Origin of the sequence: Salinisphaera orenii subsp. orenii MK-B5, from assembly GCF_003788635.1 — a bacterium.
Classification (GTDB): Bacteria; Pseudomonadota; Gammaproteobacteria; order Nevskiales; family Salinisphaeraceae; genus Salinisphaera; species Salinisphaera orenii.
On record NZ_AYKH01000016.1, the window covers coordinates 1 to 25,438 of the forward strand.

General features: G+C 66.7%; 21 protein-coding genes and 1 pseudogene. 8 read left to right on the forward strand and 14 right to left on the reverse strand.

Annotated elements, in window-relative coordinates; genetic code table 11:
* From SAOR_RS09325 to SAOR_RS09335, 3 genes and pseudogenes are all read right to left on the reverse strand, one after another.
* Nucleotides 1–231 (reverse strand): annotated as a pseudogene (locus SAOR_RS09325) (hypothetical protein); the annotation flags it as partial.
* Between the two features lie 163 nt (nt 232–394).
* Nucleotides 395–865 carry a hypothetical protein gene (locus tag SAOR_RS09330; protein ID WP_221179940.1) on the reverse strand — a complete coding sequence of 157 codons (471 nt, stop codon included), beginning with the start codon at nt 863–865 and terminating at the stop codon, nt 395–397.
* A 317-nt stretch (nt 866–1,182) separates the two neighbouring features.
* Nucleotides 1,183–2,118: a hypothetical protein gene (locus SAOR_RS09335; RefSeq protein ID WP_123631191.1), complete on the reverse strand. Its 936-nt coding sequence runs from the start codon at nt 2,116–2,118 to the stop codon at nt 1,183–1,185.
* Between the two features lie 124 nt (nt 2,119–2,242).
* Here SAOR_RS09335 and SAOR_RS09340 point away from each other — a divergent pair, with 124 nt between their 5' ends.
* On the forward strand, nt 2,243–2,647 hold the full coding sequence (locus SAOR_RS09340) for a hypothetical protein (RefSeq protein WP_123631192.1): 405 nt from the start codon (nt 2,243–2,245) through the stop codon (nt 2,645–2,647).
* A gap of 440 nt (nt 2,648–3,087) precedes the next feature.
* Nucleotides 3,088–4,062 carry an integron integrase gene (locus tag SAOR_RS09345; protein ID WP_123631193.1) on the forward strand — a complete coding sequence of 325 codons (975 nt, stop codon included), beginning with the start codon at nt 3,088–3,090 and terminating at the stop codon, nt 4,060–4,062.
* Between the two features lie 161 nt (nt 4,063–4,223).
* Here SAOR_RS09345 and SAOR_RS09350 read toward each other — a convergent pair whose 3' ends face one another.
* From SAOR_RS09350 to SAOR_RS09365, 4 genes are read right to left on the reverse strand one after another with little or no spacing between them, the layout of a single operon-like run.
* On the reverse strand, nt 4,224–4,421 hold the full coding sequence (locus SAOR_RS09350) for a DUF2283 domain-containing protein (RefSeq protein WP_123631194.1): 198 nt from the start codon (nt 4,419–4,421) through the stop codon (nt 4,224–4,226).
* Complete coding sequence (locus SAOR_RS09355) at nt 4,418–4,654, reverse strand: hypothetical protein (RefSeq protein WP_123631195.1); 237 nt, start codon at nt 4,652–4,654, stop codon at nt 4,418–4,420. Before SAOR_RS09355 ends, SAOR_RS09350 begins: the two co-directional genes overlap by 4 nt.
* A 25-nt stretch (nt 4,655–4,679) precedes the next feature.
* Nucleotides 4,680–6,860 (reverse strand): S9 family peptidase, encoded by a 2,181-nt coding sequence (locus SAOR_RS09360; RefSeq protein ID WP_123631196.1) that lies wholly within the window; start codon nt 6,858–6,860, stop codon nt 4,680–4,682.
* A 58-nt stretch (nt 6,861–6,918) separates the two neighbouring features.
* Nucleotides 6,919–8,262: a DUF2254 domain-containing protein gene (locus tag SAOR_RS09365; RefSeq protein WP_123631197.1), complete on the reverse strand. Its 1,344-nt coding sequence runs from the start codon at nt 8,260–8,262 to the stop codon at nt 6,919–6,921.
* 59 nt (nt 8,263–8,321) lie between these two features.
* On the opposite strand from SAOR_RS09365, the gene SAOR_RS09370 reads away from it, so the two are divergent.
* Together SAOR_RS09370 and SAOR_RS09375 are read left to right on the forward strand one after the other, a co-directional pair.
* The gene (locus SAOR_RS09370; RefSeq protein ID WP_123631198.1) at nt 8,322–8,882 is read left to right on the forward strand and encodes an O-acetyl-ADP-ribose deacetylase; all 561 of its coding nucleotides are present in this window, start codon (nt 8,322–8,324) and stop codon (nt 8,880–8,882) included.
* Nucleotides 8,883–9,400: 518 nt separating this feature from the next.
* Nucleotides 9,401–11,569: a PhoX family protein gene (locus tag SAOR_RS09375; RefSeq protein ID WP_123631199.1), complete on the forward strand. Its 2,169-nt coding sequence runs from the start codon at nt 9,401–9,403 to the stop codon at nt 11,567–11,569.
* A gap of 132 nt (nt 11,570–11,701) precedes the next feature.
* Here the strand turns inward: SAOR_RS09375 and SAOR_RS09380 are convergent, their stop codons facing one another.
* Entirely contained in the window at nt 11,702–12,862 is a 1,161-nt protein-coding gene (locus SAOR_RS09380) for a GlxA family transcriptional regulator (protein ID WP_123631200.1), read from the reverse strand.
* A gap of 147 nt (nt 12,863–13,009) precedes the next feature.
* Between SAOR_RS09380 and SAOR_RS09385 the strand changes: the two genes are divergently transcribed.
* The 3 genes from SAOR_RS09385 to SAOR_RS09390 all read left to right on the forward strand — a co-directional run bounded on the left by SAOR_RS09385 (nt 13,010) and on the right by SAOR_RS09390 (nt 15,991).
* Nucleotides 13,010–14,218: a M24 family metallopeptidase gene (locus tag SAOR_RS09385; RefSeq protein WP_123631201.1), complete on the forward strand. Its 1,209-nt coding sequence runs from the start codon at nt 13,010–13,012 to the stop codon at nt 14,216–14,218.
* 86 nt (nt 14,219–14,304) lie between these two features.
* Complete coding sequence (locus SAOR_RS17205; protein ID WP_281273434.1) at nt 14,305–14,427, forward strand: hypothetical protein; 123 nt, start codon at nt 14,305–14,307, stop codon at nt 14,425–14,427.
* 46 nt (nt 14,428–14,473) lie between these two features.
* Nucleotides 14,474–15,991, forward strand: coding sequence for a sodium:solute symporter family protein (locus SAOR_RS09390; RefSeq protein WP_123631202.1), 1,518 nt, complete (start codon nt 14,474–14,476; stop codon nt 15,989–15,991).
* Nucleotides 15,992–16,034: 43 nt separating this feature from the next.
* Here the strand turns inward: SAOR_RS09390 and SAOR_RS09395 are convergent, their stop codons facing one another.
* From SAOR_RS09395 to SAOR_RS09420, 6 genes are all read right to left on the reverse strand, one after another.
* Nucleotides 16,035–18,056 (reverse strand): ABC transporter ATP-binding protein, encoded by a 2,022-nt coding sequence (locus tag SAOR_RS09395; RefSeq protein ID WP_123631203.1) that lies wholly within the window; start codon nt 18,054–18,056, stop codon nt 16,035–16,037.
* Entirely contained in the window at nt 18,056–19,528 is a 1,473-nt protein-coding gene (locus SAOR_RS09400; protein WP_185015622.1) for an ABC transporter permease subunit, read from the reverse strand. The genes SAOR_RS09395 and SAOR_RS09400 overlap by 1 nt, the downstream gene beginning before the upstream one ends.
* A 53-nt stretch (nt 19,529–19,581) precedes the next feature.
* Entirely contained in the window at nt 19,582–19,875 is a 294-nt protein-coding gene (locus SAOR_RS09405) for a HigA family addiction module antitoxin (RefSeq protein ID WP_123589871.1), read from the reverse strand.
* Nucleotides 19,875–20,153 (reverse strand): type II toxin-antitoxin system RelE/ParE family toxin, encoded by a 279-nt coding sequence (locus SAOR_RS09410; RefSeq protein ID WP_123631205.1) that lies wholly within the window; start codon nt 20,151–20,153, stop codon nt 19,875–19,877. The genes SAOR_RS09405 and SAOR_RS09410 overlap by 1 nt, the downstream gene beginning before the upstream one ends.
* 62 nt (nt 20,154–20,215) lie before the next feature.
* Nucleotides 20,216–21,190: an ABC transporter permease gene (locus tag SAOR_RS09415; RefSeq protein WP_123631206.1), complete on the reverse strand. Its 975-nt coding sequence runs from the start codon at nt 21,188–21,190 to the stop codon at nt 20,216–20,218.
* Complete coding sequence (locus SAOR_RS09420; protein ID WP_123631207.1) at nt 21,190–23,391, reverse strand: ABC transporter substrate-binding protein; 2,202 nt, start codon at nt 23,389–23,391, stop codon at nt 21,190–21,192. The genes SAOR_RS09415 and SAOR_RS09420 overlap by 1 nt, the downstream gene beginning before the upstream one ends.
* Before the next feature lie 126 nt (nt 23,392–23,517).
* On the opposite strand from SAOR_RS09420, the gene SAOR_RS09425 reads away from it, so the two are divergent.
* Nucleotides 23,518–25,428 (forward strand): AMP-binding protein, encoded by a 1,911-nt coding sequence (locus SAOR_RS09425; RefSeq protein WP_123631208.1) that lies wholly within the window; start codon nt 23,518–23,520, stop codon nt 25,426–25,428.
* Nucleotides 25,429–25,438: the final 10 nt, after the last annotated feature.

Sequence of the window (25,438 nt, forward strand, 5' to 3'; positions counted from 1 at the left end):
TGCACCTTTCGGAATGACACGGCCCTTTATTTGTACCTTGATATTTTTTCCGGCATCGGTCTGGATAGCGTCGTAGCCGGCTTGCCGAGCCCCAGCGAGCTCTAAGCCTAAAAGTTCAGCGGCTGCAAATTCAGCAACCTCGCCAGTGATACCCAAAGGCTTGCCGGTAAGATTTCGATATCGCCGCGCCAAGGATTTCGCTTCTTGGAGCAGTTTGGCTTGCTCATCCATATTTTAATAAGGCATAACGCCGAAGCTCAGGTGCGCCGGAGCGCGTAGCGCGGAGGGAACCCAAGCCGCGACAGCGGGTTGGGCGTCACCTGCAGCGCCTCGTTATACCAAACACCGCATTGGCGCATTAGGCTCGAAATAACTGAAGCACCGAAGCTTCTTGTTACTTCACCGCAACCACATTTGCCCCCAAGCGCTTCAGTTCTTTAATCAGCTTCGCGATATTTTTTTGCGCGGCTTCTTCATTCGCTAAGCGTAAGCGCTTAACTCCAAAAAATGCATCTCCCATAGTTGCTGAACCAGTTGATCCTATTATCTCGTTGTAAATTATGTCATTGCTACCTAAGTTTCGAAGCATATAACGCACACGCATTGTTACAGACAACGTAAATCCAGCGATCGGCTGATCTACACTCAGCAAATCAGCCATTAAAAGATAACGGCCTTCTCCTTGTGATGAGGCGAGCATACCAACTGACTTTAACGACTCGCGTAATGCCTGACCAAAGTTTCCGCTACTAATTTCGGATGTCCACATCGGGTTTGTGTCGCTTCCTCCATTAACCGCTCCGACGGATATTTCATCGTGCAGTGCTGTGGATGAAGCTACGGGCTTCGCCGTGTAAACACTCATGCCTTTCACGGTAGCTGGTGCTGCGCACCCGGTTAGCTGTACCACGACAAACGCAAATACGGATATTGCCAACAAGTTCTTTACGGACTTCATACTTCCCCCTTTCGAAAATAATAGGCTACATCAAAATTCCAGATCCGTCCCACACTCCACGACATGCTCAATTTGATTCACACAAAATCGGCGTGAAGCAAACCGGAGCCAGGCCGGGCACGCCTAGAACCAAAGGCGTATAACGCTGTGCATCACCGGCAGCAAAAAGCAGAGCGACAAAGGAGCGGCGCTTTTTGCTGTCCGGGTGCATGCAATTGTTAGGCTTAGTACTGATCTAGTATTTGAAGAATTTGGCCGTCCAGGCTCACCTTCGCCTTCACGGAGTTCTTTACGACACCGCCAAATGCATTCTTGCCTCTAAAAGTAGTTCGCACTATCAAATAGTCACCCTGATCCCAATATACAGTCTCAACGTGATCGTAGCTGTCTGGATCATTCATTGAATTCTGAATCACACGCTCCAAATTTCTATGCGAGCCGTCCCATGCACTGAACTGAGACTCGATTCTTTTTTTCCTTTTCTCGGCGGCAATCTTCTTTCTTTTCTCTTCCTCTATCTTTTTGCTGTAGAACGCGACTTTCTCTTTGTATAGGTCATTATTCGGGTGCATCTTCAGTAGTTGTTGGTACAAATTTTTATTCTTGTTATATTCTTCTACCGGTATGGATTTCAGCTCGGCCAACAACTTCTCGGTTTTTTCGGCCTTCTGAATTGCCGCACGCTCGTTTTTTGCTTGAGCATTCAATTGCTCAAGCTTCTTGTCGCCAGCAACAAGGTACTTGCTAGACTGGGAAAGAGCCGCCTGATATTCCTCATGTGTAATCGCTTTCTCAACTGAGGCTATTATCTGGGCGCGGTTGGCATTGAAGTGATCAATTCTTTCCTGCCGCAATTGGGCTGCCTTTTCAGCCCTTTCTTCGGCTTTCTGGGCAGCTAACTCTTGTTCTCTTTGTTCCTGCGCCTGTCCGGCGAAAAAACCAAATGCCATAAACAGAACAAAGACGGAAACAGCTCTAGCCTTTACAGGAAACTCTCGATTTGTTTTTGAGTAGACGAAATTCCTTACCGGAGGAAGCAAGAGAGTGGATGCAGCAATGAGACACAGTCCAGCCAAAGGTGATTCAATTAAGGAAAGCGCCCCCGCTAATAAGAAAAGGACGCCAAAGACCCAATTTAGCGCCAGATATACATATTTCACTATTCTCTCCTTCTACGTTGCCGCATCCGCAGATGCCTAACGCCTAAGCTCAGGTGGCCGAAACCGCGACAGCGGGTTTCGGATCACCTGCAGCGCCCTGTTGTACGCCAGAGGAGCAAGGAACATGAGTGAGATAATGCTTGGAGTGCTGGAAATGCCGGATGACCTGTTTTGGTCTGACGAAACAATGGCGCGATACCAGCACAACCAGATACGCAAAGAGGCTGCGGCAGCACTCCGGAAGCTGCAGGAAGAAAACGACGCGATGCGGAGAATGCTTGAGTATTCCCGCGAAGCCATCGCATCACAGCCAATCGACGCATTCGGAGATGGACAAACGCCGGAAGGGCAGACATATCCGATTCGCGATGAACTCACACACGACATCACCAAGGCACTGTCGTACAACGCCGAAGCTCAGTTGCCCGCGTGGAGCGAAGCGGAACGTGGGTCAACTGCAGCGACCTGTTGGGTGACTGCATCACCACGAACTTACCACCGTTCGGCTGAGCGAAGGCAACCAACGTGATTGAACAAAGCCCGCGGCTTATAGCTGATAAATCCCCCATGCCCTGAAGATAGCAAAGCTTGAACGAAGCCGCTTGGGCAGCCGCCGACTCTAAGCATCAAACGAGGCCCGCTTGGCGGCTTAAAACGAAGGGGCCGGAACCACTGGCGACTGCGAAGTCTGACTTTGCCGAGACACGCCAAGCCTCGACCGAAGGCGCTGTGTCCGAATGGCCATTTTCCATCGCCGGACGGGCTGCCAAATAGCGAAGCCGAATCGGGCCAATGGTCGGCTGCAAGCCCGGCGTGCAGCAACCAAACAACACAGTTACCCAACGCCAAGTATACGTCGACTGCTAGGTATAGCACTCGTGCTGAAATTCGTATAGCGATACAATGGTCTAGTAAATGGCGGGCATTTTGGTGCTAATCTCACTGCTATAGCAAAACACGGAATAAGCAATGGCGGACGAAGCCGGTAATGAGCCGAAACTCCTCGATCGGGTGTCGGAGAAGTTGCGGCTGGGCCATTACAGTCTTCGTACGGAAAAATCGTATATCGCCTGGATCAAACGCTTCATTGTCTTTAACGGCAAGCAGCACCCGAAGCTGATGGGCAAGCCGGAAATCGAGGCGTTTCTGACGCATCTGGCGGTGGAGCGTCATGTGGCGGCGGCCACACAGAATCAGGCGCTGAACGCGATTCTGTTTCTCTATCGGCAGGTGCTGGCCATCGATCTGCCCTGGATGGACGATGTGGTGCGGGCCAAGCGGCCGGAGCGTATTCCGGAGGTGTTGAGTGCGGCGGAGGTGGCGCGGCTGCTGGCACAGCTCCAGGGCACCTACAAGCTAATGGCGTCGCTGCTCTACGGCTCGGGCCTGCGGCTGATGGAAGTCGTTCGGTTACGGGTGAAGGATGTGGACTTTGAGTACCGCCAGGTCGTGGTGCGCGACGGCAAGGGGGCGAAGGACCGTGTCACGCCGTTGCCTGCGAGTATCGAGGCGGCGCTGCGGGCGCAGATCGAGACGGTCGCGGCGTTGCACCGGGTGGATCTCAAGGCGGGCTACGGCCGGGTGTTTCTGCCGAACGCCCTGGCGCAGAAATATCCCAACGCCCAGCACGAGTTCGGCTGGCAGTACGTCTTTCCCTCCAGCCGACTGTCGCGAGATCCGCGTTCGGATGCGGTGCGGCGGCATCATCTCAACGAGAAGGGCTTGCAGCAGGCGGTGAAGCGCGCGGTGGCGCGGGCCGGCATCCACAAGAAGGCGAGCTGCCATACGCTGCGGCATTCCTTCGCGACCCATCTGCTGGAACGTGGCAGCGATATCCGCACGGTGCAGGAGCTGCTGGGCCACAAGAACGTGCAGACGACCATGCTGTACACGCATGTCCTCAAACGCGGCGGCCGCGGCGTGGTCAGCCCGCTGGACAGTTGACCGGCGGGGTTGCGGCTCGAGGGTGTCGATCAATCGGCCCGCGGGAGCCGGTGGTGCGGGTCGGTCAGCGCGTTGTGGTGCGTGTTGCGCTTTGCGGAATGATACGCACCAGGGCCCGGTCGTCGCTTTGACCGGGCGGCGAATCCTTTTCGTCGAAAGCCTCAGGCGACCATGCCCCGGACCTGCAACCGATCGACATCGGTGCGCTCGCTCGCGTGCTCGAACGTGATCGCGCAGATATTGCCTTTGGCGTCGATGTCCAGAATCGTGTTCTCGTCGAGGTCTCTTGTTTCGGCGATGTCGCCGGCGCGGAACTCGATATAGATCGTGTCGGTGTCGTCGAAGTACTGAACTTTCATGGCGTATATCCGCGGTCGAAGAAAGCGTTGTGGACCGTTTCGCCGTCATCCAACAATACGACTCTCAGGTAACGACCGTCCATATCCCCGATCGCCGCCCAGCGTCGCACACGGCCGTCGGCTTGCACGACCTCTCGCTCTGGCTTGTCGATGACGTGCTGAATCCATTCGTCGCGGATGACGGCTCGATCAGGCCGGGTGCGCGTCGCCTGGAAGTAGCGTGTCGTTTTCATCTCCGCGAGCCGCCGGGCCGCGTGGCTAGACCGGATTCGCGAGTTGTTTCAACAGAAACGCGAAGATCAGGCCGGTCTCCTCCAGCGCGGCGAAGCGACCGGGGACGCCGCCGTGTCCGGCCGCCATGTGGGTCTTGAGCAGCAGCGGATTGTCGTCGGTTTTGGTGGCGCGCAGCTTCGCGACCCATTTGGCCGGTTCCCAGTAGGTCACGCGCGGGTCGGATACGCCGGCGATGACAAGCATGGCCGGATAATCCTGGGCGGCGACGTTCTGGTAGGGGCAGTACGAGCGGATGGTCTCGAAGGCCTGGGCGTCGTCGCGCGGGTTGCCCCATTCCGGCCATTCCGGCGGGGTCAGCGGCAGGCTGTCGTCCATCATGGTGTTGAGCACGTCCACGAAGGGCACGTCGGCGATGGCCGCGCCGAACAGGTCCGGCCGCTTGTTGACGACCGCGCCCACCAGCATGCCGCCGGCGCTGCCGCCGAAGGCGGCGATCCGGCCGGGGGCGGTGTGGTTGGTCTCGCACAGGTGCTCGGCCACGCGGATGAAGTCCGCGAAGGTGTTGGGCTTTTTCTCCAGCTTGCCTTCGGCGTACCAGCGATAGCCGCGTTCCTTGCCGCCGCGGACATGGGCGATGGCGTGGACGAAGCCGCGGTCGACGAGCGAGAAGCGGGCGGCTGAGAAGGCCGCGGCCTCGGAGATGCCGTAGGCGCCGTAGCCGTGCAGCAGACAGGGCGCGCTGCCGTCGATGGGCGTGTCGCGGTGGTGCGTGATCGTGATCGGCACGCGCTCGCCGTCCGCGGTCTCGGCGGTCAGCCGGCGCACCACGTATTGCGCCGGGTCGAAGCCGCTCGGCACCCGGCGCTGCTTGCGCAGCACGCGCTCGCGGGTGGTCATGTCGTAGTCGAAGGTCTCGTCCGGCACGTGCGGCGCGCTGTATAGAAAGCGCAGCGTGCTCGTGTCGTACTCGTAGCCGGCGGCCATGCCCAGGGAATAGGCCTCGTCGTCGAAGGCGATGGCGTGTTCCTCGCCGCTGGCCTTGTCGGTGATGACGATGCGCGGCAGGGCGTCCGCGCGCTCCATGCGCACGCGATGGCGGGCGAGCTCGACGTGGTCGAGGATGAGCCGGCCGGGCACGTGCGGCACCAGTGCCTGCCAGTGGTCGTAGTCCGGTGTCTCGATCGGCGCGCGCATGAGGCAGAAGTCCTCGGCCCCGCCCGCGTTGGTGAGGATGACGAAGTGCGTGCCGTTGTCGTCGTCCACGCCGTATTCGCGGCCGGTGACGCGCGCGGCGATCAGCCGCGGCTCGGCGGTCGGGTCGTCCGCGGGGATGAAGCGCGTCTCGCTGGTGGCGTGGTCGTGGGCGTCGATGAGGATGTAGCGCGCGCTCTGGGTCTCGCCCAGGCCCACGAAAAAGCCGGGGTCGGGCTCTTCGTAGACCAGCACGGCGTTGTCGGGGGTCTCGCCCAGCGCCAGCCGCCAGACGCGGCAGGGGCGGTGGTTGTCGTCCAGCGTGGTGTAGAACAGCGTGGCGCTGTCGGCGGCCCAGACCACGTTGCCCGTGGTGTTGCCGATGGGCGGCTGGAGCTCGGCGCCGGCCTCGCCCGCGCCGCCGGTGTTGTCGGCGTTATCGGCGGCGTCGTCGAGCGCGCGGACGTGGATGGTATAGGCCTCGGAGCCGCGCTCGTCGACGGCGAAGGCGAGCCGGGCGTGGTCCGGGCTGTGGTCGACGCCGCCGAGCGCGAAGTACTCGCGCCCCTCGGCCTCGGCGTCGCCGTCCAGCAGGATGCGTTCGCCGGGCAGCGGCTCGCCCGGCTCGGCGCGGCCGTCGGCCGCCCGCGGCGCGCGGCAGAAGATCGGGTGCTGGCCGCCCTCGCGAAAACGCACGTAGTAGACCCAGTCGCCGTCGGCCGTGGGCACGCTGGCATCCGCCTCGGCCATGCGGGCGCGCATCTCGGCCACGAGCGTGGTCTGCAGCGCGGCGGTGTCGGCCATCATCGCCTCGGTGTAGGCGTTCTCGGCCTCGAGATGGGCGCGGATGTCGGCGCCGAGCTTCGTCGGGTCGAGCATGGCCTCGCGCCAGTTCGCGTCGCGCAGCCAGGCGTAGTCGTCGACGAGGGTCACGCCGTGGATCGTGGTCTCGCTCGGCCGGCGGGCGGCGACGGGCGGCTGCGGGGCGGCGTTGTCGGCGGCGGTCTGGTTCATGGGCGGGGGTCTCGAAGGTCGGCGCAATCGCACACCATCATGCCGCGGCAGGCGGGATTCAAGCGCCGCCGGCCGCCGCGTCCGCCCGCGCAGGTGCCAGCCGGCGCCGCGCGCGCCGGTGGGCCTGTTCCAGGGCGGCGGTGTCGCGCCGGCTGGTCGCCGCGGCGACGGCGGCCTCGCGCAGGGCGTCGGCCTGTTCGCGCAGCCGGCGGCGCGGGCTGTCGTCGTCCAGAAAGGCGCCGATCGCGCCGATGTGTTCGAGCATGTGCAGCGCGGCGTTGCGGTCGCCGGCGAAGTAGGGGCGCAGCTGGTCGAACACGGCGTCGGCCAGGGTGTGGAAGTCGAACGGCGGCACCCACAGGCGCAGCCGGCCGTCGGCGTCGAAGCGGTGGCGGGGCGCGATGTCCTGCCGGGCCAGCCGGATGAGCGCGGCCGCCAGCCAGTCGAGACAGCCCATGGCGGTGTAGGGGTCGTTGATGCCGGGTGACAGCGCGCGGGCGGCGATCTCGACCAGCTCGTTGACCAGAAAACCGATGTCCTGGGTCTGCGTGCGCTGGCGGCCCAGGGCGTAGCTGTTGCGCAGCGCCGCGGCGAGGTCCGCGTCCACGCGCGCGGCCGGCCAGGCGCGCAGCAGGGTCTGGCCGTCGGCGACGAAGTCGCCCGGGGCGCGTTCCAGCCGCAGGACCAGATCGTGCCGGGCCGCCGCGCGCACGAGCGAGGCAAAGCCCAGGTTCTGGATGTAGCCGTGGTCGTCCGCGGTCACCGCCAGCGCGGCGTCGTCGAAGCCGGCCGGCAGGCGCGCGGGCCCGTGTTCGGCCGCGGTCTCGGCCTCGGCGGTGTAGTCGTCCAGGGCCGCGTCGAGGTCGCGGGCGACGTTGCCGACCACGTTGGAGACGTGCAGCGATTCGGTGATGTGATGGATGAAATAGATCAGCACCGCCAGGCTGGCCACGGTCAGCCCCAGGGCGAAGACCAGTGACAGATGCGGTATGAAGGCCGCATCCGCGCCACTGTCCGCCTGCACCGTGCGCAGCAGCAGCAGGCAGTAGACGAACGTCGCCACGAACGTGCCCAGCGTGATCTGGTTGCCGCGGTCGTTCATGAAGTTGGTCAGCAGCCGCGGGCCGAGGGTGGAGGTCGTGTACGACAGCGCGGCGATCGTGATCGAGAAGGTCACGCCGGCCACCCCGATCATCGAGCCGGCGACCGTGCTCAGCACGCCGCGCGCGCCGTCGGCCTGGATGCGATAGACCCACGGCACCGCGTCCACCCAGGCGCTGCCGATGGCGCCGTCCACGGCCACCAGCACGAACGAGCAGGCCGCCGCGGCCAGCGACATGACGGTCGGCAGGAACCAGTAGCTGCCCCGCAGCCGGTTCCAGAGCTGGATGAGTCGTGCCATTGGCGGCGCCCGCTGCAAGCCGGATGATGGGGGCACTCTATCGCACCGGAGAACGAGCCATGCAGCGCGAAATCCAGGGCCTCACCCTCGAATGCGTCCAGGGCGACATCACCGCCCAGCCGGACATCGACATCATCGTCAACGCCGCCAACAAGCAGCTCAAGGGCGGGGGCGGCGTGGACGGCGCGATCCACCGCGCGGCGGGCCCGCAGCTGGTCGAGGCCAGCCGCGCGCTCGCACCCATCGAGGCCGGCGAGGCGGTCATCACCCCCGCCTTCGATCTGCCCAACGCCCACGTCATTCACTGCGTCGGCCCGGTCTACAGCAACAATCCGGCGGTGGCCGACCGCCTGGCCGGCTGCTACCGCGAGGCCATGCGCCTGGCCGCCGAGGCGGGCGCCGAGTCCGTCGCCTTTCCGGCCATCTCCTGCGGCGTCTACGGCTACCCGCTGGATGCCGCGGCGCGGATCGCGGTGGATACGGTGGCCGCCTGCGCGGCCGACGCCGCCCCGGTCACCCGGGTGCGCTTCGTGCTGTTCGACGACGCCGCGCGGGCGGCCTTCGAGGCCGCGCTCGCGGATCATCGGCCGGCGACGGAACAGCCGGGGCGACCGGGCTGAGATCGCGGTGCGGCCCAGCGCGTCTTCGCCGCGCCGATCGGGCGGGCCGGGACGACGAGTCCCCGGATCGGGCGCCGTAACCGGCGCCCGGCCTCGATTCCGCGAGTGCGGATGGCCGTTCTCGCATCGGGTCGATCACGCCGCCGAGCCTCTGGCGACGCGGCCGGGTTGGCGCGCGAACGCGATTGGTGCGGACGCCGGGGTGGCCGTTTCCGGGGCTTCGGGGCGGGGCGACGGGACGCTGTCCGGCGCGGCCGATGGACGGGCCGGCTGCCGATCCGTGTCCGTCGGCCCGCCATTCCCGCGAGCATTGGGGGTGCGTGGACGCCGGGCCGAAGGCCGTGATCGTCGGCCGTCCCGCGGCACGCCGGGTTTTCCGGAACGCGGGCTGTACCGCGGGGCGTCTCGAGGGCCCCGCTTCATGGAGATGTCACGAACACCGCCTAGCTTTCGGTGGGCCCGTTGCGTGTTCCGGGCAACACGCACATCCCAGGACCCACCACCGAGAAGGGGGAATCGTGAGCGAAGAAATCGAAGACCATCGGCTGCTCAACACGAGCGACAACGAGCCGTTTTCATCCGTGCTGGAGCGGCGCGTGTCGCGTCGCGGCGTCATGCGCGGCGGCCTTGGCATGGCCGCCGTGGGCATGCTCGGCAGCTTCGGCCTGACCGCCTGCAGCGACGACGACGGCGACGGCGTCGATCTGGACGACGACGACATGGCCGCGGCCATGGCGCTGGCGTTCGAGTCCGTGGCGGGCTCGAAGACCGACGCCGTCGTGGTGCCGGCCGGCTACACCGCCCAGGTGCTGATCCCCTGGGGCACGCCGATCAACGCCGCCGCGCCCGCCTACAGCGCCGATCTCGCCTTCACGCCGGAGATCCAGGAAAACAGCGTGGGCATGCATCACGACGGCATGTACCACTTCGCGCTGGACGACGAGAGCGCCTCCCGCGACTTCATCCTCGCGCTCAACAACGAATACATCGACCAGGGCGCGCTGTGGGCGCCGCAGGGTGGGCCGACCGGCATGGACGACGACGACGATCGCCGCCCGGCCGACGAGGCCCGCACCGAGATCAACGCCCACGGCGTGACCCTCGTGCGCGTCAACCGCGGCGACGACGGCCGCTGGACGCTGGCCGACGACACCTCCTACAACCGCCGCATCACCAGCGCCACGCCCATGCGTCTGTCCGGCCCGGTCGCCGGCACCGACTACGTGCGCACCGCCTGGTCCAGCGATGGCACCCGGACCCGCGGCACCAACAACAACTGCGCCAACGGCTACACGCCCTGGGGCACCTATCTGACCTGCGAGGAGAACTGGCCCAACGTCTTCGTCAAGGACTCGGACCGCTACGCCGACGACGACCGCATCGGCATCCCGACCGGGCGCGGCCGCTACGGCTGGGAGACCGCCGCGGGCGACGACAGCGAGCGCGACGGCGAATTCGCCCGCTTCAACGCCACGCCCACCGGCGGCTCGGCGACCGAGGACTACCGCAACGAGCCGCGCACCTTCGGCTACATCGTCGAGATCGACCCGTACAACAACACCGCGCGGCCGGTGAAGCGCACCGCGATGGGCCGCTTCCGCCACGAGGGGGCGTGGATCGGCAAGCTCGTCGAGGGCGAGCCGGTGGTCTACTACTCCGGCCACGACTCCCGCAACGAGTACATCTACAAGTTCGTCTCGGAGCAGACCTGGAGCGCGAGCGACGAGAACATGGCCGGCGGCAGCTACGACCGGCTGGCGATCGGCGACAAGTATCTGGACCGCGGCACCCTCTACGTCGCCCGCTTCGACGACGACGGCCGCGGCGAGTGGCTGGCACTCACCCCCGACGCCATGACCCGGGACGGCGACCGCACGCTCGCCGAGGCGCTGGGGCTGGCGGCCGACGATCTCGCCGGCATCATCATCCACACCTGCGACGCGGCCGATCTGGTCGGCGCCACGCCCATGGACCGCCCCGAATGGGGTGCCGTCGACCCGGTGTCCGGCGAGGTCTACATGACATTGACCAACAACGGGGATCGCACTGCCGCCGGCACCGATGCGACCTATAGCAATGGCGGCGCCAATGACGACGAGCTGGGTGTCGGTTTCGCGACCGCGCCGGTCAACGACGCCAATCCGCGGCCGGAAAGCGACGATGGTCACGTCATCCGCTGGGTCGAACCGAGCCCAGGCGATACCGTTTTCAGCTGGGACATCTTCGTATTCGGCAAGGTGCCGAGCAGCGACGACGAAAACCTGTCGGACCTGAGCGATCAGAACTACTTCTCGAGTTGCGACGGCCTCTGGTACGACGACCGCAACAACGGCAACGGCATTCTCTGGATCGAAACCGATACCGGCGGTACCGACTACACCAACGACCAGGTGCTCGCGGTGGTGCCGCAGGGCCTGAGCCAGGGCGACAATGCCGCCGTGATCAACAGCGACAACCAGGCCCAGCTCAAGCGGTTTGCCGTCGGCCCGAACGGCTGCGAGGTGACCGGTATCTTCGCCACCCCGGACAAGACGGCGCTGTTCATCAACATCCAGCATCCGGGCAACTGGCCCGCGCAGGCCGGCGACAACGTCCAGGACGCCACCACCGAGACGGCCGGCGAGGTCCGCCCGCGGGCCTCCACCGTGGTCATCCAGAAGGCCGACGGGGGCCAGATCGCGGTCTGAGCACCGCGCTCGCATCGACCCGTCATCGGGGCCGCCTTCGGGCGGCCCTTTTTCGTTGGCCCGCCCCGCGGCGTCCCGCGCTCTGGCAATCCCGCGCCTATCGGCGTGGCCGGGCGCTGCAATCCGTCGTGTCTAGATGCCGCTGGCGCGATGCCGGCGGCGTTCTGCGCTCGGTGTGCGGCCGAACAGCCGGCTGTAGCGGCGCGTGAAGTAGGAGTTGGAGCCGAACCCGCAGCCGTGGGCGACTTCGGCGATCGAGGCCTGGGAATAGCGCAGCCGCGTGCGTGCGATATTCAGCCGGAGCTGCATGTAGTAGCTGCTCGGCGTGCAGTCGAGTTCGGCGGCGAACAGGCGTTCGAGCTGGCGTTTGGACAGGCCGGCGTGCCGGGCGAGTTCCGCGAGCGCGAGGGGCTCCTCGATGTTGGCTTCCATGATCGTCACCGCGTCGCGCAGTTTGGGACGCGTCATGCCCACCTCGTGGCGCAGCGGCAGATGCTGGCTCTCCCGCCCGGTGCGGATGCGGTCGTGGACCAGCAGTGCGGCCGCGGCGCCGGCCAGATCGCCGTCGGCACGCACCATCGCGATGTAGTGCAGCATCATGTCCATCGCGGCCGTGCCCCCGCCGCTGGTCAGCCGGTTGCGGTCGATCTCGTAGAGATGGTCCGACACGACGATGTCGGGAAAGGCCACCAGCATGCTCTCGCGGTCCTGCCAGTGGATCGTGCAGCGGTAGCCGTCGAGCAGCCCGGCCCGCGCCAGCAGCACGGTGCCCGTGTCGAGGCCGCCGAGCACTACGCCTTCGGCGGCCATGCGGCGCAGCCGGTGGCCCAGATACGCCGGCTGCGGGAAGGCGATCGGATTGGGGCCGCAGACCAGCAGCGTGTCGATATCGGTCAGCTCGTCCAGCAACGTGTCCGGCACCGTTTCGACGCCGTTGCTCGCGGCTACGATCTGGCCGTCGACCGAGGCCGTCAGCGCCTCGAACACGGGCGTGCTGCTGACCATGTTGGCCATGCGCAGTGGCTCGATCGCCGAGGAGAAGCCGATATGGCTGAAGCCCGGAATCAGCAGAAAGCCCACCCGGTGCCGTTGCGCGCGCGGGCCGGGCGGCCCGTTGAGACGGCGCGGCGGGCCGGCCAGCTGCGCCGGCATGGTCGCGATCCCGGCCGGGGGCGCCTCGGCGCCGGGCGGGCTGTATTCGGCCGCCGTCGATGGTTCGTTCGTCGCCTGCGGCGCGGTGTCCGCGCAGTCCGCTCGTTGTGAATGGATGTCGGTGTCGGACGATGGGCGCACGCGGAACTCTCGTAAGGGTGATGTCGCCTTTGTATTAACACATGTCGTTTGAAGACGAAAAACGGATCGGCCAAGCGGCTAGGGTCTCTCGTGTGGCGGGCGGCTGCCCCGGCCACGACTCATTCATGCGACACGAGCGACACGAACATGGCGATGCCTCAGACACTGACCATCCGCAACGGCGAACGCGTCACCGGCACCTTCTCGGACGCGGAGATGCAGTCCCGGCTCGACCGGCTGCGCGGGGTCATGGCGGCGCGCGGCGTCGATGTCGTGCTGTTCGTCTCGTATCACAACATCAACTATTACAGCGACTTCCTGTACTGCCAGTTCGGCCGACACTTCGGCCTGGTCGTCACCCCCGAGCAGTCGACGTCGATCTCGGCGAACATCGACGGCGGCCAACCCTGGCGGCGGACGTTCGGTGACAATCTCGTCTACACGGATTGGCATCGCGACAACTACTTCGTCGCCGTCCGACAGCTGATCGCGGATGGCCTGCGTGTCGGCATCGAGTACGATCAGGTCTCGCTGACCCAGCTGCGCAAGCTCCAGGGGGCGCTGCCCAGCAGCGAATTCGTCGACATTGGCCTGGCGGCCATGCGTCTTCGCATGGTCAAGTCCGCGGAAGAGATCGCGCATATCCGCGAGAGCGCGCGGATCGCCGATGTCGGCGGTTGGGCCGGCGCCGAGGCCATCGACATCGGTGTGCCGGAGCACGAGGTCGCGCTGCATTCGACCCGGGCCATGGTGCGCGAGATCGCGTGGACGTTTCCGCATGCCGAACTGATGGATACCTGGACCTGGTTCCAGTCGGGCATCAACACCGACGGCGCCCACAATCCGGTGACCAGTCGCCGGATCGAGCGCGGGGACATCCTCAGCCTCAACTGTTTCCCCATGCCGGCCGGCTACTACACCGCGCTGGAGCGCACGCTGTTCGCCGGCGAGTGCAGTGACGCGCATCGGCGGCTGTGGGACATCAACGTCCAGGTCCACGAGGCCGGGCAGGCGCTCATCCGGCCGGGCGTTCGCTGCTGCGATATCGCCCGCGAGCTCAACGCCATCTACGCCGAGCATGGCGTGCTGGCGTATCGCACCTTCGGCTACGGGCATTCCTTCGGCGTGCTGTCCCACTACTACGGTCGCGAAGCCGGACTCGAGCTGCGCGAGGACATCGAGACCGTGCTCGAACCCGGGATGGTGATCTCGATGGAGCCGATGATCATGATCCCCGAAGGGCAGCCCGGCGCGGGCGGCTACCGCGAGCACGACATCCTCGTGGTGACGGACGACGGCGCCGAGAACATCACCGGTTTTCCCTACGGGCCGGCGCACAACGTCATCGCCTGCTGAAGCCGCGGGCGCGCGCCGCGGCCGGCCGCGGATCTCATTCCACGGGGCGTCGACGGGGACGGCGCCTGTGCAAGCAGGGGGCACCGATGTTGATTGATTCCTGGCCACTTGAGCTGTTCTGGATTCTGAGCGCGGCGACCGTGGCGTTCGCCGGCGCGGCCTACGTGCTGCTCGAGTGGCGCAGCCGCGCCCGTCGCCGCCGACGCTGACGCCGGCTCCGCTCACGACGGGCTTTTTCTCTGGGGGACAACACCTATGTTCGACAACTGGATGTGGCTCAACTGGAGCCTGATGGGGCTATCGTTCGCGGTGCTCATCGGGCTGGGCATCCGTGCGGCACGGATCGCGGATTCCGGCGACGAGTCGGGCTTTCTGATCGCGGGCCGTTCGCTCGGCCCGTTCGTCGGTGCGGCCACGATCATGGCCACCGGCTACAGCGGCTGGGGCTTCGTCGGGTCGCCGGGCGTGGCCTACGAATACGGCGCGATCGAAGTGCTCGGCAACTTTCTGTTCGGCCCGGCCTTCGTTCTGGCCATCCTGTTCTTCGCGCAGTTCCTGCGCGCGCGGGCGCAGGCGATCGGCTGCTGCACGATTCCGGAGTACATCGCCCGCGAACACGGCGCCGGCCGGTGGGTGAACGTGCTGCAGGCGATCTCGGCGGTGATCATCGTGGTCCTGCTGCTGGTGTTTCTGGTCAGCCAGATCAAGGCCGTGGGGCTGCTCGGCGCGCGCTGGCTCGACATCGACCTGGCCGCGAGTGCGACGCTCATGATCGCCGTGGTCGTGCTCTACACGCTGCTCGGCGGGCTCGCGGCCGTGGCCTGGACCGACACCATCATGCTCTGCGGCATGATGCTGGCGGCCGTGGTCATCGTCGGCCAGATGCTCGGTGATACGAGCATCGGCGGGCTGATCGCCGAGCTGCGGGCGATCGACCCCGCGCTGGTCGATCCGCAGGATTCCGGTCCCTACGGCGCCAGCCGCGGCTCCGTGTTCACGATCCTCGCCTACGCGACCCTTTGGGCGGCCGTACTGCCGTACATGGGCATGCGCTTCATGGCCTTCAGGTCGGACGTGAAGATGCGCACGGTGGCACTGTATGCCGCGCCCATGGGCGTGGTGCTGAGCCTAGTGCCGCTGGTCGGCCTGTACGTGCGTGCCCGGGTTGGTGGGCTGGACGATTCCGACGAGGCGATGCCGGTCTATCTCACCACCTTTCTGCATCCCGCGGTGGGCGCGGTCATCACGCTGTGCATTCTGTTCGCGATGAAGTCGACGGCCAATTCGATACTGCACACGGTCTCGTCCGCGGTGTCTCACGACCTGCGGCAGGCGTTGTTTCCGCATCGCACCTTCAGTGCGTCGGCCACGCTCTGGATCAACCGGGGCGCCGTGGCGGTGCTGGGTGTGCTCGCGCTCGTGCTGATGCTCTATGCACCGCCGTTTCTGCTGTCGTGGCTGGGGATCCTCGGCACCGGTACGCTGCTCGCGGCCACCGTCGCGCCGGTCTTCGTCTCCGTGTTCTGGCGCGGCAACGCCTACGGCGCGCTCGCGTCGATGCTGACGGGCACGCTCACCAGCGGCGGGCTGCTGCTGTTCAGCGGCGCCGGCTGGATGATCGGCCCGCTCGCCGGCTGTGCCGTGGCGACGGTCGCCTATGTCGCGGTCAGCTGGTCGACCTTCTCGATCCAGCCGCGCGTGGACGCGGGTGTCGCCGATCGCTCGGACGCGGCAGTGCCGAGTCCCGCGGCGGGGCGGCTCGCTCGCGGTTAGCTATCGGTAACGTGTGGCGGCCGCTATCGACGCGGGCGCCTTGTCAGTACAGGAAGCAGCGGGCCGTGTGGCCGTCGCCGAAATCGCGCGCGGCCGGGTCCTCGCGCCGGCAGCGGTCCATGACGTGCGGGCAGCGCGGGTGGAAGTGGCAGCCGCTCGGCGGGTTGGCCGGTGATGGCAGATCGCCGGTGAGCCGGATGCGTTCGCGCCGGCCGGCGTCGTCGACGCTGGGCGTGGCCGAGAGCAGCGCCTGGGTGTAGGGGTGCTTCGGGGCGCGCAGGATCCGCTCGGCCGGGCCGGATTCGACGATGCGCCCGAGATACATCACCGCGATGTCGTGGGCCAGATACGACACCACCGCCATGTCGTGGGTGATGAAAAGATAGGCCAGCCCGCGCTCGGCCTGCAGCCGTGCCAGCAGGTTGAGGACCTGCGCCTGCACGGAGACGTCCAGCGCGCTGGTCGGCTCGTCGCAGATCAGCAGCTTCGGTTCCAGCGCCAGCGCGCGGGCGATGCAGATGCGCTGGCGCTGGCCGCCGGAGAATTCGTGCGGGTAGCGCTCGAGGGCGCCTTCCGGCAGGCCGACGTCGGCGAGCAGTTCGGCGGCGATGCGGCGACGATCGGCGCTGTTGCGGCCGATGTGCTGCGCGATCAGGCCCTCGGTGAGAATCTCGCCGACCAGCATGCGCGGGTTCATGGACGAGAACGGGTCCTGGAAGATCATCTGCAGATTGCGCCGCGCCGCGCGCAGGCCGCGCCCGCGCAGGTTCAGCAGGTCCGTGCCGTCGAAGTCGGCGCGGCCGGCGGTGGCGTCCAGCAGCCGCGCCAGGGCGCGCCCGAGCGTGGTCTTGCCGCAGCCGGATTCGCCGACCAGTGCCAGCGTGCGTCCGCGCGCCAGCCGCAGGGACACCCCGTCGACGGCGCGCACATGGCCCACGGTGCGCCAGAGTACGCCCCGTGTGATCGGAAAATGCACCGCCACGTCGCGGGAGTCGAGCAGGGCCTCGGCGTCGGCCCCGGCCGCCTCGGTCGTGACGGGCTCGGCCGAGGGCAGCGCCGCCGGCAGCGGATGGCCGGCCATGCGCGTGTCGTAGAGATGGCAGCGGACCTGCGCGCCGCGGTCGCTCGCCCACGCCGGGCGGGTGTCGAAGCAGGCGGCCCAGGCGTGCTCGCAGCGATCGGCGAAGCGACAGGCCGGCAGGGTGGCGGTCAGCGGCGGCACCTGCCCGGCGATGATCGACAGCCTGCGGCCGCGCTGGGCCGCACCCGGCAGGGCCGCGAACAGCTTGCGGGTATAGGGATGGCGCGGGGCGGCGAACAGAGCCGCGCGGTCGGCGGTCTCGACCAGATGGCCGGCGTACATGACCGCGACGCGGTCGGCGACCTCGTTGACCACGGCCAGATCGTGGGTGATCAGCAGCAGGGCCATGCCGCGCTCGCGCTGCAGCCGGGCCAGCAGTGCCAGGATCTGGGCCTGGATGGTGACGTCGAGCGCGGTCGTGGGCTCGTCGGCGATCAGCAGCTCCGGCTCGCCGGCCAGGGCGATGGCGATGACCACGCGCTGCTTGAGTCCGCCGGAGAGCTGGTGCGGGTAGGTGTCCCAGCGCTCGGCCGGATCGGGAATGCCCACATCGTCGAGCAGGGCCAGTCCGGCCTCGCGCGCAGCCCGGCCGCGCAGACCGCGATGCGCGGCAAGCGCCTCGGCGAGCTGGCGTCCCACGGTCAGCACCGGGTTGAGTGCGCTCATCGGCTCCTGGAAGACCATGCCGACGCGGCGGCCGCGAACCGCGCGCAGCTCGCGCTCGGACAGGGCCAGCAGGTCGTCGCCGCCGAGCGCCACCCGGCCGTCGAGCACGCGGGTGGCGTGGGCCGGCGTCAGGCCGATGAGCGACAGCGCGGTCATCGACTTGCCGCAGCCGGACTCGCCCAGCAGGGCCAGCGTCTCGCCGGCCGCGATCGTGAAGCTGACGTCGTCCACCGCCCGCAGCGGCCCCTGCGGAGTGTCGAGCACGGTGGACAGCGCCTCCACGCGCAGCACCGGCTCGTCGCCGCGACGCGTATCCATCAGCGGGCCCCGCCCGCGGGCTGGAGCGGCGCGCTGTCGTCGTTGGCGTCGGCGCCCTCGCCACCCTCGGCGCCGCGCAGGCGCGGGTCGAAGGCGTCGCGCACCACGTCCGCGAACAGATTGGCTGCCAGCACCAGCACCAGCATGAACACGAAGGCCGCGAACAGCGGCCACCAGACGATGGGCTCGCGCGCCATCTCCAGCCGGGCGCTGTTGATCATGTTGCCCCAGCTGTTCATGGACGGGTCCACGCCGACGCCGATGTAGGACAGCACCGCCTCGGCCAGCACCAGCGCGGAGAAATCCAGCACCACCTGGATCAGCACGATGTGCATCACGTTGGGCAGCATGTGGCGGGCGAGTATGCGCCCCGGCCCGCTGCCCAGCCCGCGGGCGGCGGCCACGTAGTCCAGCTCGGCGAGCTTGCGGGTCTCCGCGCGCAACAGCCGGCACAGGCTGGTCCAGCTGGTGATGCCCAGTATCAGGCACAGGAACAGCAGCCGCAGATCCGCGCGTTCGGTGGTGGTGCCGAAGGCGTCGGCGTTGTTGGCCATGTAGACCTGCATCATCAGCACCGCGGCGGCGATGAGCAGCACGCCGGGGATCGAGCTCAGCGTGGTGTAGAGATACTGGATGACGTCGTCCACCCAGCCGCGGAAATAGCCGGCCAGGAGTCCCAGCACCAGCGCGAAGGGCAGCATCACCAGCGTGGTCAGCGTGCCGATGGCCAGCCCCGTGCGGATGCTCTTCACGGCCTGGTAGAACACGTCCTGGCCGACCTTGTCGGTGCCGAGCACGTGGTAGTCGCCGGCCAGCACGACCAGCGTGCCGACGCATACGGACACGACCAGGGCGGCGATCAGCCCGGCCCGCCAGGCCAGACGCGTGCGCCCGCCCGCGATGCGCCGGGCGACCCGCTGCGGCGGGCCGCGCGTGGCCGCGGCGATCGTCAGGACCAGCGCCAGCGCCCCGAGCAGCCAGGCCGCCAGCCCGTAGCCGGCCCCGACGAGCCCGCGGCGCGCGATGTCCTCGACCCGCGTCAGGCCGGTCTCGTCGAGCCGGGTGCCGGCGTAGGACAGCCGCGGATAGGTCTGCACCTTGCGCCCGTCGGCCTCGGTGACCACCTGCTGGACATAGGAATCCAGCGCGAACGGCGCGGAATAGGTCTGCTCGTTCTGCTCGATCAGCGGCCGGGCCAGCGTGTCCAGCACGCTGACGACCTCGCTGGCGACCCGCGTGCCGCCGTCGCCGGTCGCCTCCACCGGCCGGTAGTGGATGCTGTCGAGCACGCCGACCACGGTATAGGCCAGCAGCACGACCAGCGTGACCATGCCCACCGGGCGGGCGAACACCCGCAGCCACGGCACCCGCAGCGGCTTGCTGCGCGCCGCGAAGACCGCGAACACGCCGATCGCGATCAGCAGCAGGTAGATCAGCGCGTCGGTGTAGAGGAGGACGTACAACGTGTTCAGCTATGCGAGGAAATGACGGTGAGCGACGCGATCATGCTTCTGCGGGTTCATGATCAGGCCGCGTCGAACTCGATTTTCTCGACCGTATCCAGATCGATCGTACGCCGGGCCTGCCAGAGTTCGTACTGATCCTGCATGGCCATCCAGCTTTCGGGCGAACGACCGAGCGTTTTCGACAGCCGCAGTGCCATTTCGGAGCTGATGCCGCTCGTACCTTTGAGCACCCGGTTGAGTGTGGATGGGGACACGCCGAGCTTGCCGGCCAGCGTGCGTCCGGTAATACCGTGGGGCTCCAGATAGACCGCGCGGATGAATTCACCGGGATGCGGGGGATTGTGCATGGTCATCAGTGATAATCCTCGTAATTCAGTACGTACGCGTGCCCGTGTCGGAACTCGAAGGTGAGGCGCCAGTTGCCGCTGACCCATATCGACCATCGATCGAAGTTGTCGCCGCTGAGCGAATGGAGTTTGAAGCCCGGGATATCCATATCGCTGACCGTCTGTGCGGTATTCAACGCGGCCAGTTGCATTTGCAAGCGCTTCGCATGGTCGGGTTGTATGCCGGCCTTCGAGCCGGTCTCGAAATATTTCTTGAGCCCCTTGTGTCGAAACGATTGGATCACGACTCGATTCTAGCGCGTTGCGCAACGCGCAACAAATGACGGATGTCTTGTTCCGGTGCTGCTCACAGCCGTATCCGCGGATCGAACAGTGTGTAGCTGATATCGGTCAGCAGCAGGCCGACGATGTAGAGCACCGAGCCGAGAAACACCATCGCCCGCACGATGGCGAAGTCCTGGTTCTGGATCGCCTCGATGGTGTAGCTGCCCAGGCCCGGGATCCCGAAGAACGATTCCATGATCAGGCTGCCCATGAACAGCAGCGGCAGCAGCACGACCACGCCGGTCAGGATCGGGATCATGCCGTTCTTGAGCACGTGCACGAAAAGGATGCGCAGGTCGCCCATGCCCTTGGCGCGGGCGGTGCGGACATAATCCTTGCCGTATTCCTCCATGAAGATGGTGCGATACCAGCGCGTGCCCGAGCCGATGCCGGAGACCACGCCGATGACCACCGGCAGGACGAGGAACTTGGCCATGTCCCAGCCGCCGGCATAGCCGGAGATCGGCACGAGATTCATCAGCTTGCCGGCCACGAACTGCCCCGCGATGATGTAGAACAGCGGCGAGATCGACATCAGCACCACGCACAGCACGACGCCGCCCCAGTCGATGGCGGTCGAGCGGAAGAACACCAGCAGCAGGCCGAAGGTGATGTTCACCGCCATGCCCACCAGCAGCGTGGGGATGGCCAGCGCCAGGCTCGGACCCATGCGGGCCTGGATGTCGGCGGCGATGGCGCGCCCGCCGTCCGAGCGCCCGAAGTCGAAGGCCATGACCTTCACCGATTTCTGGAAGAACAGCGTGTCGGTGAACGCCGCCAGACCCGGTTCGTCGGCGTTGTGGAAATAGGGCCGGTCGTAGCCGTGGGTGGCCTTCCAGGTGTCGATGGCCTCGGGCGTGACACGCTTGGCGCCGAGCTGCATGCGGGCGATGTCGTCCGGCGTGTTGACCACGAAGAACAGCAGGAACGTGATCAGGTTGACGCCGATCAGCACCGGAATCGCGTACAGGGCGCGGCGGACGATATAGGCGAACATCAGCGCGCCGGCCGCCGCACGGCTCGGTGTTCGCGCCGGCGATGGATCCACACCCCGGGCAGCAGCAGCACGAGCAGCCCGCCCGCCCCCGCGGCGAGCGGCCAGAGCACGGGCTGATTCCAGGCGAGGCGTTTTTCGGCGCGCGCCGCCGGGTCGATGTCGAGGTACTTGATCGTGTTGTTCGCCATCGCGTTGGGCTTCGTGTTGGCGAGCCAGCTCTGGTAGAGGCCGTACTGGCGCGGATACATGCCCCACACCCAGGGCGCGTCGCGCTGGACGATGTCGATCATGCGGTCGATGAGCTGCTGGCGCTCGGGGCCGTTGTCCATGTCGCGCATGCGCCTAAACAGCCGGTCGAAGGTGTCGTCCTGGTAATTGGCGATGTTCTGGCCGTTGTTCTCGGCCGCGCTGTTGGGGCCGTAGAGCAGGAACAGAAAGTTCTCCGGATCGGGATAGTCGCCCATCCAGCCGGAGCCGAAAAACATCTGCACGTTACCGTCGGCGGTCTTCTGCTGGAACCGGCTCCAGGTGGTCGCGCGCACCACGAGCTGAATGCCCAGCTTGTCGAACTGCTGGCGCATCCAGTCCATCTGCGACTTGAATTCCGGGCCGCTGGCCGGCGTGTCCAGATTCAGCAGCAGCGGTCGTCCGGTCTCCTCGTCGGTGCCGCCGGGATAGCCCGCCTCGGCCAGCAGCTCGCGCGCGACCTCGATCGGCTTGCGCCGGCGTTCGCCGTCGACCCAGTCGTAGACCACGGGGTTCATGCCGGCTTTGCCCTCGCGGGCGCCGAACAGCCCCGGCGGCAGCGGGTCCTGGGCGACCAGGCCGCGGCCGTTGAGGAATATGGCGACGTAGGACTCGTAGTCGACGGCGATCGAGATCGCCTGGCGCAGCTTGCGGGCGTCGTCGTCGCCGCCGACCACGTCGTCGTTCATGTTGAAGCCGAGATAGTAGATCGCCGGCAGCACGGTGGTGGCCAGCCGCATGCCGCGCTCGGCCATGGTCTCGGTCAGATGCGGCTCGCCGTCGGCGTCGATGCGGATCGCCTGGCCGAAGGCGTCCGAGGAGATGCCGGAACTGTCGTAGTAGCCCTGCAGGAACTTGTTCCAGTAGGGAATGGATTCCTTCTCCAGCGAGAACACGACCCGGTCGATGAAGGGCAGCGCCCTGCCGGCGTCCTCGAGCAGGCCGGCTTCGCGATCGCCGGGCGCACCCTCGCTCGGGTAGCGCTCGCCGTGGAAGTTGGGGTTGGTCTCGAGCACCATCCGCCGGTTCGGATTGTTCTCGGTGAGCATGTAGGGCCCGGTGCCCACCGGAAAGGTGTCGATGCCGATGTTCTTCGCCGCCAGCGCGTCCTGGTTGTAGAAGGCGATGGCCTCGGGCGGCATCGGCGCGAAGAACGGCATCGCCAGCCAGTAGCGTAGCTGCGGGTAGACGCCGTTGACGCGGATCTCGAAGTGGCGGTCGTCGACGGCGCGGGCGCCCTCGAAGTCGTGGCGGGTCAGATCCAGATGTTCGCCCGGTGCGAGTGTGTCCCGCGCGGCGCGCAGGCGTTCGGCCAGATCGGCCAGGCCGACGATGTGCTCGCTCATCACGCCGAGGATCGGCGAATTCACTTCCGGGCTCGCCAGGCGCTTGATCTGATGCACGTAGTCCGAGGCGCGCAGCGTCCGGCTGCCCTGGTGAGCGAAATCCGCGGGCGAGGCGATGCCCTCCAGATCGGCCGGCGACAGGTCGCGATAGCGCGGCGCGCCGTCCGGCCCGCGGGCGAACGCCGGGTGCGGCTGATAGCGCACGCCGGGCTTGATCTCGATGGTATAGACGCTGGTGGCGACGTCCTCGGGCGGCGTGTCTGCGGGCAGGGGGTCGCCGTCGGCGTCCAGATACTGCGGCTCGGGCAGGCGCGTCGCGGCCAGCGGCTCGAGCTGGTAGGGCCGCTTGAGATAGTGATACTGGAGGGGCGGCTCGTAGATCTGGCCGGTGAACTCCACCTCGTCGGTGGCGTAGGAGCGCGCCGGATCCAGATGCCGCGGCGGTTCGGTGAAGGCGCGATAGAGCGTGTCGCTGGCGCGCTCCGCGTCCGGGTAGGGGCTGTTCCAGGGCCGTTCGCAGCCGGCGCCGAGGACGATCGCCAGCCACAGCAGCGCCCAGAGCGCGCCGCGCCGGGCCGAAGGGGTACGAACGCATGTTGCGCAGGGCATGCCCCGCAAAATAGCGGATTCCACCGGCCGACCCAAACGCGGCTCGTCGGGTGTCCACCTTCGTCGTATAGGGCCGGGGGCCTTCACGCTGGCATATTGCCGGAATCTGCGAGTAGAGGAGCGAGCATGTCCGACCCCAGCCGATACGCGGCCGAATTCGAAGCCGCGCGCGACAACCCGGACGCGTTCTGGGCCGATCAGGCCGAGGCCATACGCTGGACGCGGCCGCCGACGCAGGTGCTGGACGACAGCCGCGCGCCGTTCTATCACTGGTTCCCCGACGGCGAGCTCAACACCGCCGACAACTGTCTCGATCGCCACGTGGACGCCGGCCGCGGCGACGTCACGGCCCTGATCTACGACAGCCCCGTGACCGGCACGCAGGCGCGCTACACCTACGCCGAGCTGCGCGACGCCGTGGCCCGTTTCGCCGGCGTCATTCGCGATCAGGGCGTGGCCAAGGGCGACCGCGTGATCATCTACATGCCGATGATTCCGGAAGCGGTCATCGCCATGCTCGCCTGTGCCCGCATCGGCGCGGTGCATTCGGTGGTCTTCGGCGGCTTCGCGGGCGCCGAGCTGGCCAAGCGCATCGACGACGCCACGCCGACACTGGTGCTCTCGGCCTCCTGCGGGATCGAGCCGGGGCGCGTGGTCGAGTACAAGCCGCTGCTGGACACCGGCATCGATCTGGCCGAGCACAAGGTCGAGCGCTGCGTGATCTTCCAGCGCGACACGCAGCGCTGCGAGCTCGTTTCCGGCCGCGACATCGACTGGAACGAGGCCCTGGCCGCGGCCGAGCCGGCCGACTGCGTGCCGGTGGCCGCCACCGACCCGCTCTACATCCTCTACACCTCCGGCACCACCGGCAAACCCAAGGGCGTGGTCCGCGACAACGGCGGCCACGCCGTGGCCATGCACTACTCCGCGCGGGCGGTCTACGGCCTGTCGCCGGACGACGTGTTCTGGACCGCCTCCGACGTCGGCTGGGTGGTCGGCCACTCCTATATCGTCTACGCGCCGCTGCTGCTGGGCTGCACCTCGGTGATGTACGAGGGCAAGCCGGTGGGCACCCCGGACGCCGGCGCCTTCTTCCGGGTGATCGCCGAGCACGGCGTCGATGTCTTCTTCACCGCGCCCACGGCCTTTCGCGCGGTCAAGAAGGTCGACCCGAACGCCGAACTCGGCGCCGCCCACGACACGTCCTGTCTGCGCGCGCTGTTCCTGGCCGGCGAGCACACCGACCCCGACACCGCCCGCTGGGCCGGCGAGAAGCTCGACGTGCCCGTCATCGACCATTGGTGGCAGACCGAGACCGCCTGGGCGATGAGCGCGAACCCGCTGGGCATCGAGATGCTGGACGTGCCGCCGGGCTCGGCGGGCCGGCCGATGCCGGGCTACGACATCCGCGTGCTCGCCCCGGACGGCAGCGAGGTCGGCGCCGACGAGATGGGCGACATCTGCGTGAAGCTGCCGCTGCCGCCCGGCTGTTTCCCCACCCTCTGGCAGAACGACGCCCGGTTCCGCTCGTCCTATCTGGACGAGTTCCCCGGCTACTATCGCTCGGGCGACGCCGGCTATTTCGACGCCGCCGGCAACGTCTGGGTGATGAGCCGTGTCGACGACATCATCAACGTCGCCGGGCACCGGCTGTCCACCGGCATGATGGAGGAGGTCATCGCCGACCACGCCGACGTCGCGGAGGTCGCGGTGGTGGGCGCGGCGGACGCCGACAAGGGCCAGCTGCCGGTGGCCATGGTGGTGCTCAAATCCGGCGTCACGCGGCCCTCGGACGAAGTCATCGCCGAACTGGTGGCGCTGGTGCGCGACCGGATCGGGCCGGTCGCGGCCTTCCGTCACGCCACCCTCGTCGAGCGTCTGCCCAAGACGCGCTCGGGCAAGGTGGTGCGCGCCACCCTGCGGCAGATCGCCGACGGCAAGGAGTGGAATACGCCTGCGACCATCGACGATCCGGCCATTCTCACCGAGATCGAGGCGCAGCTGGCGACCATCGGTTATCCGCGCCGCGGCGGCTGAACGCGCTAGG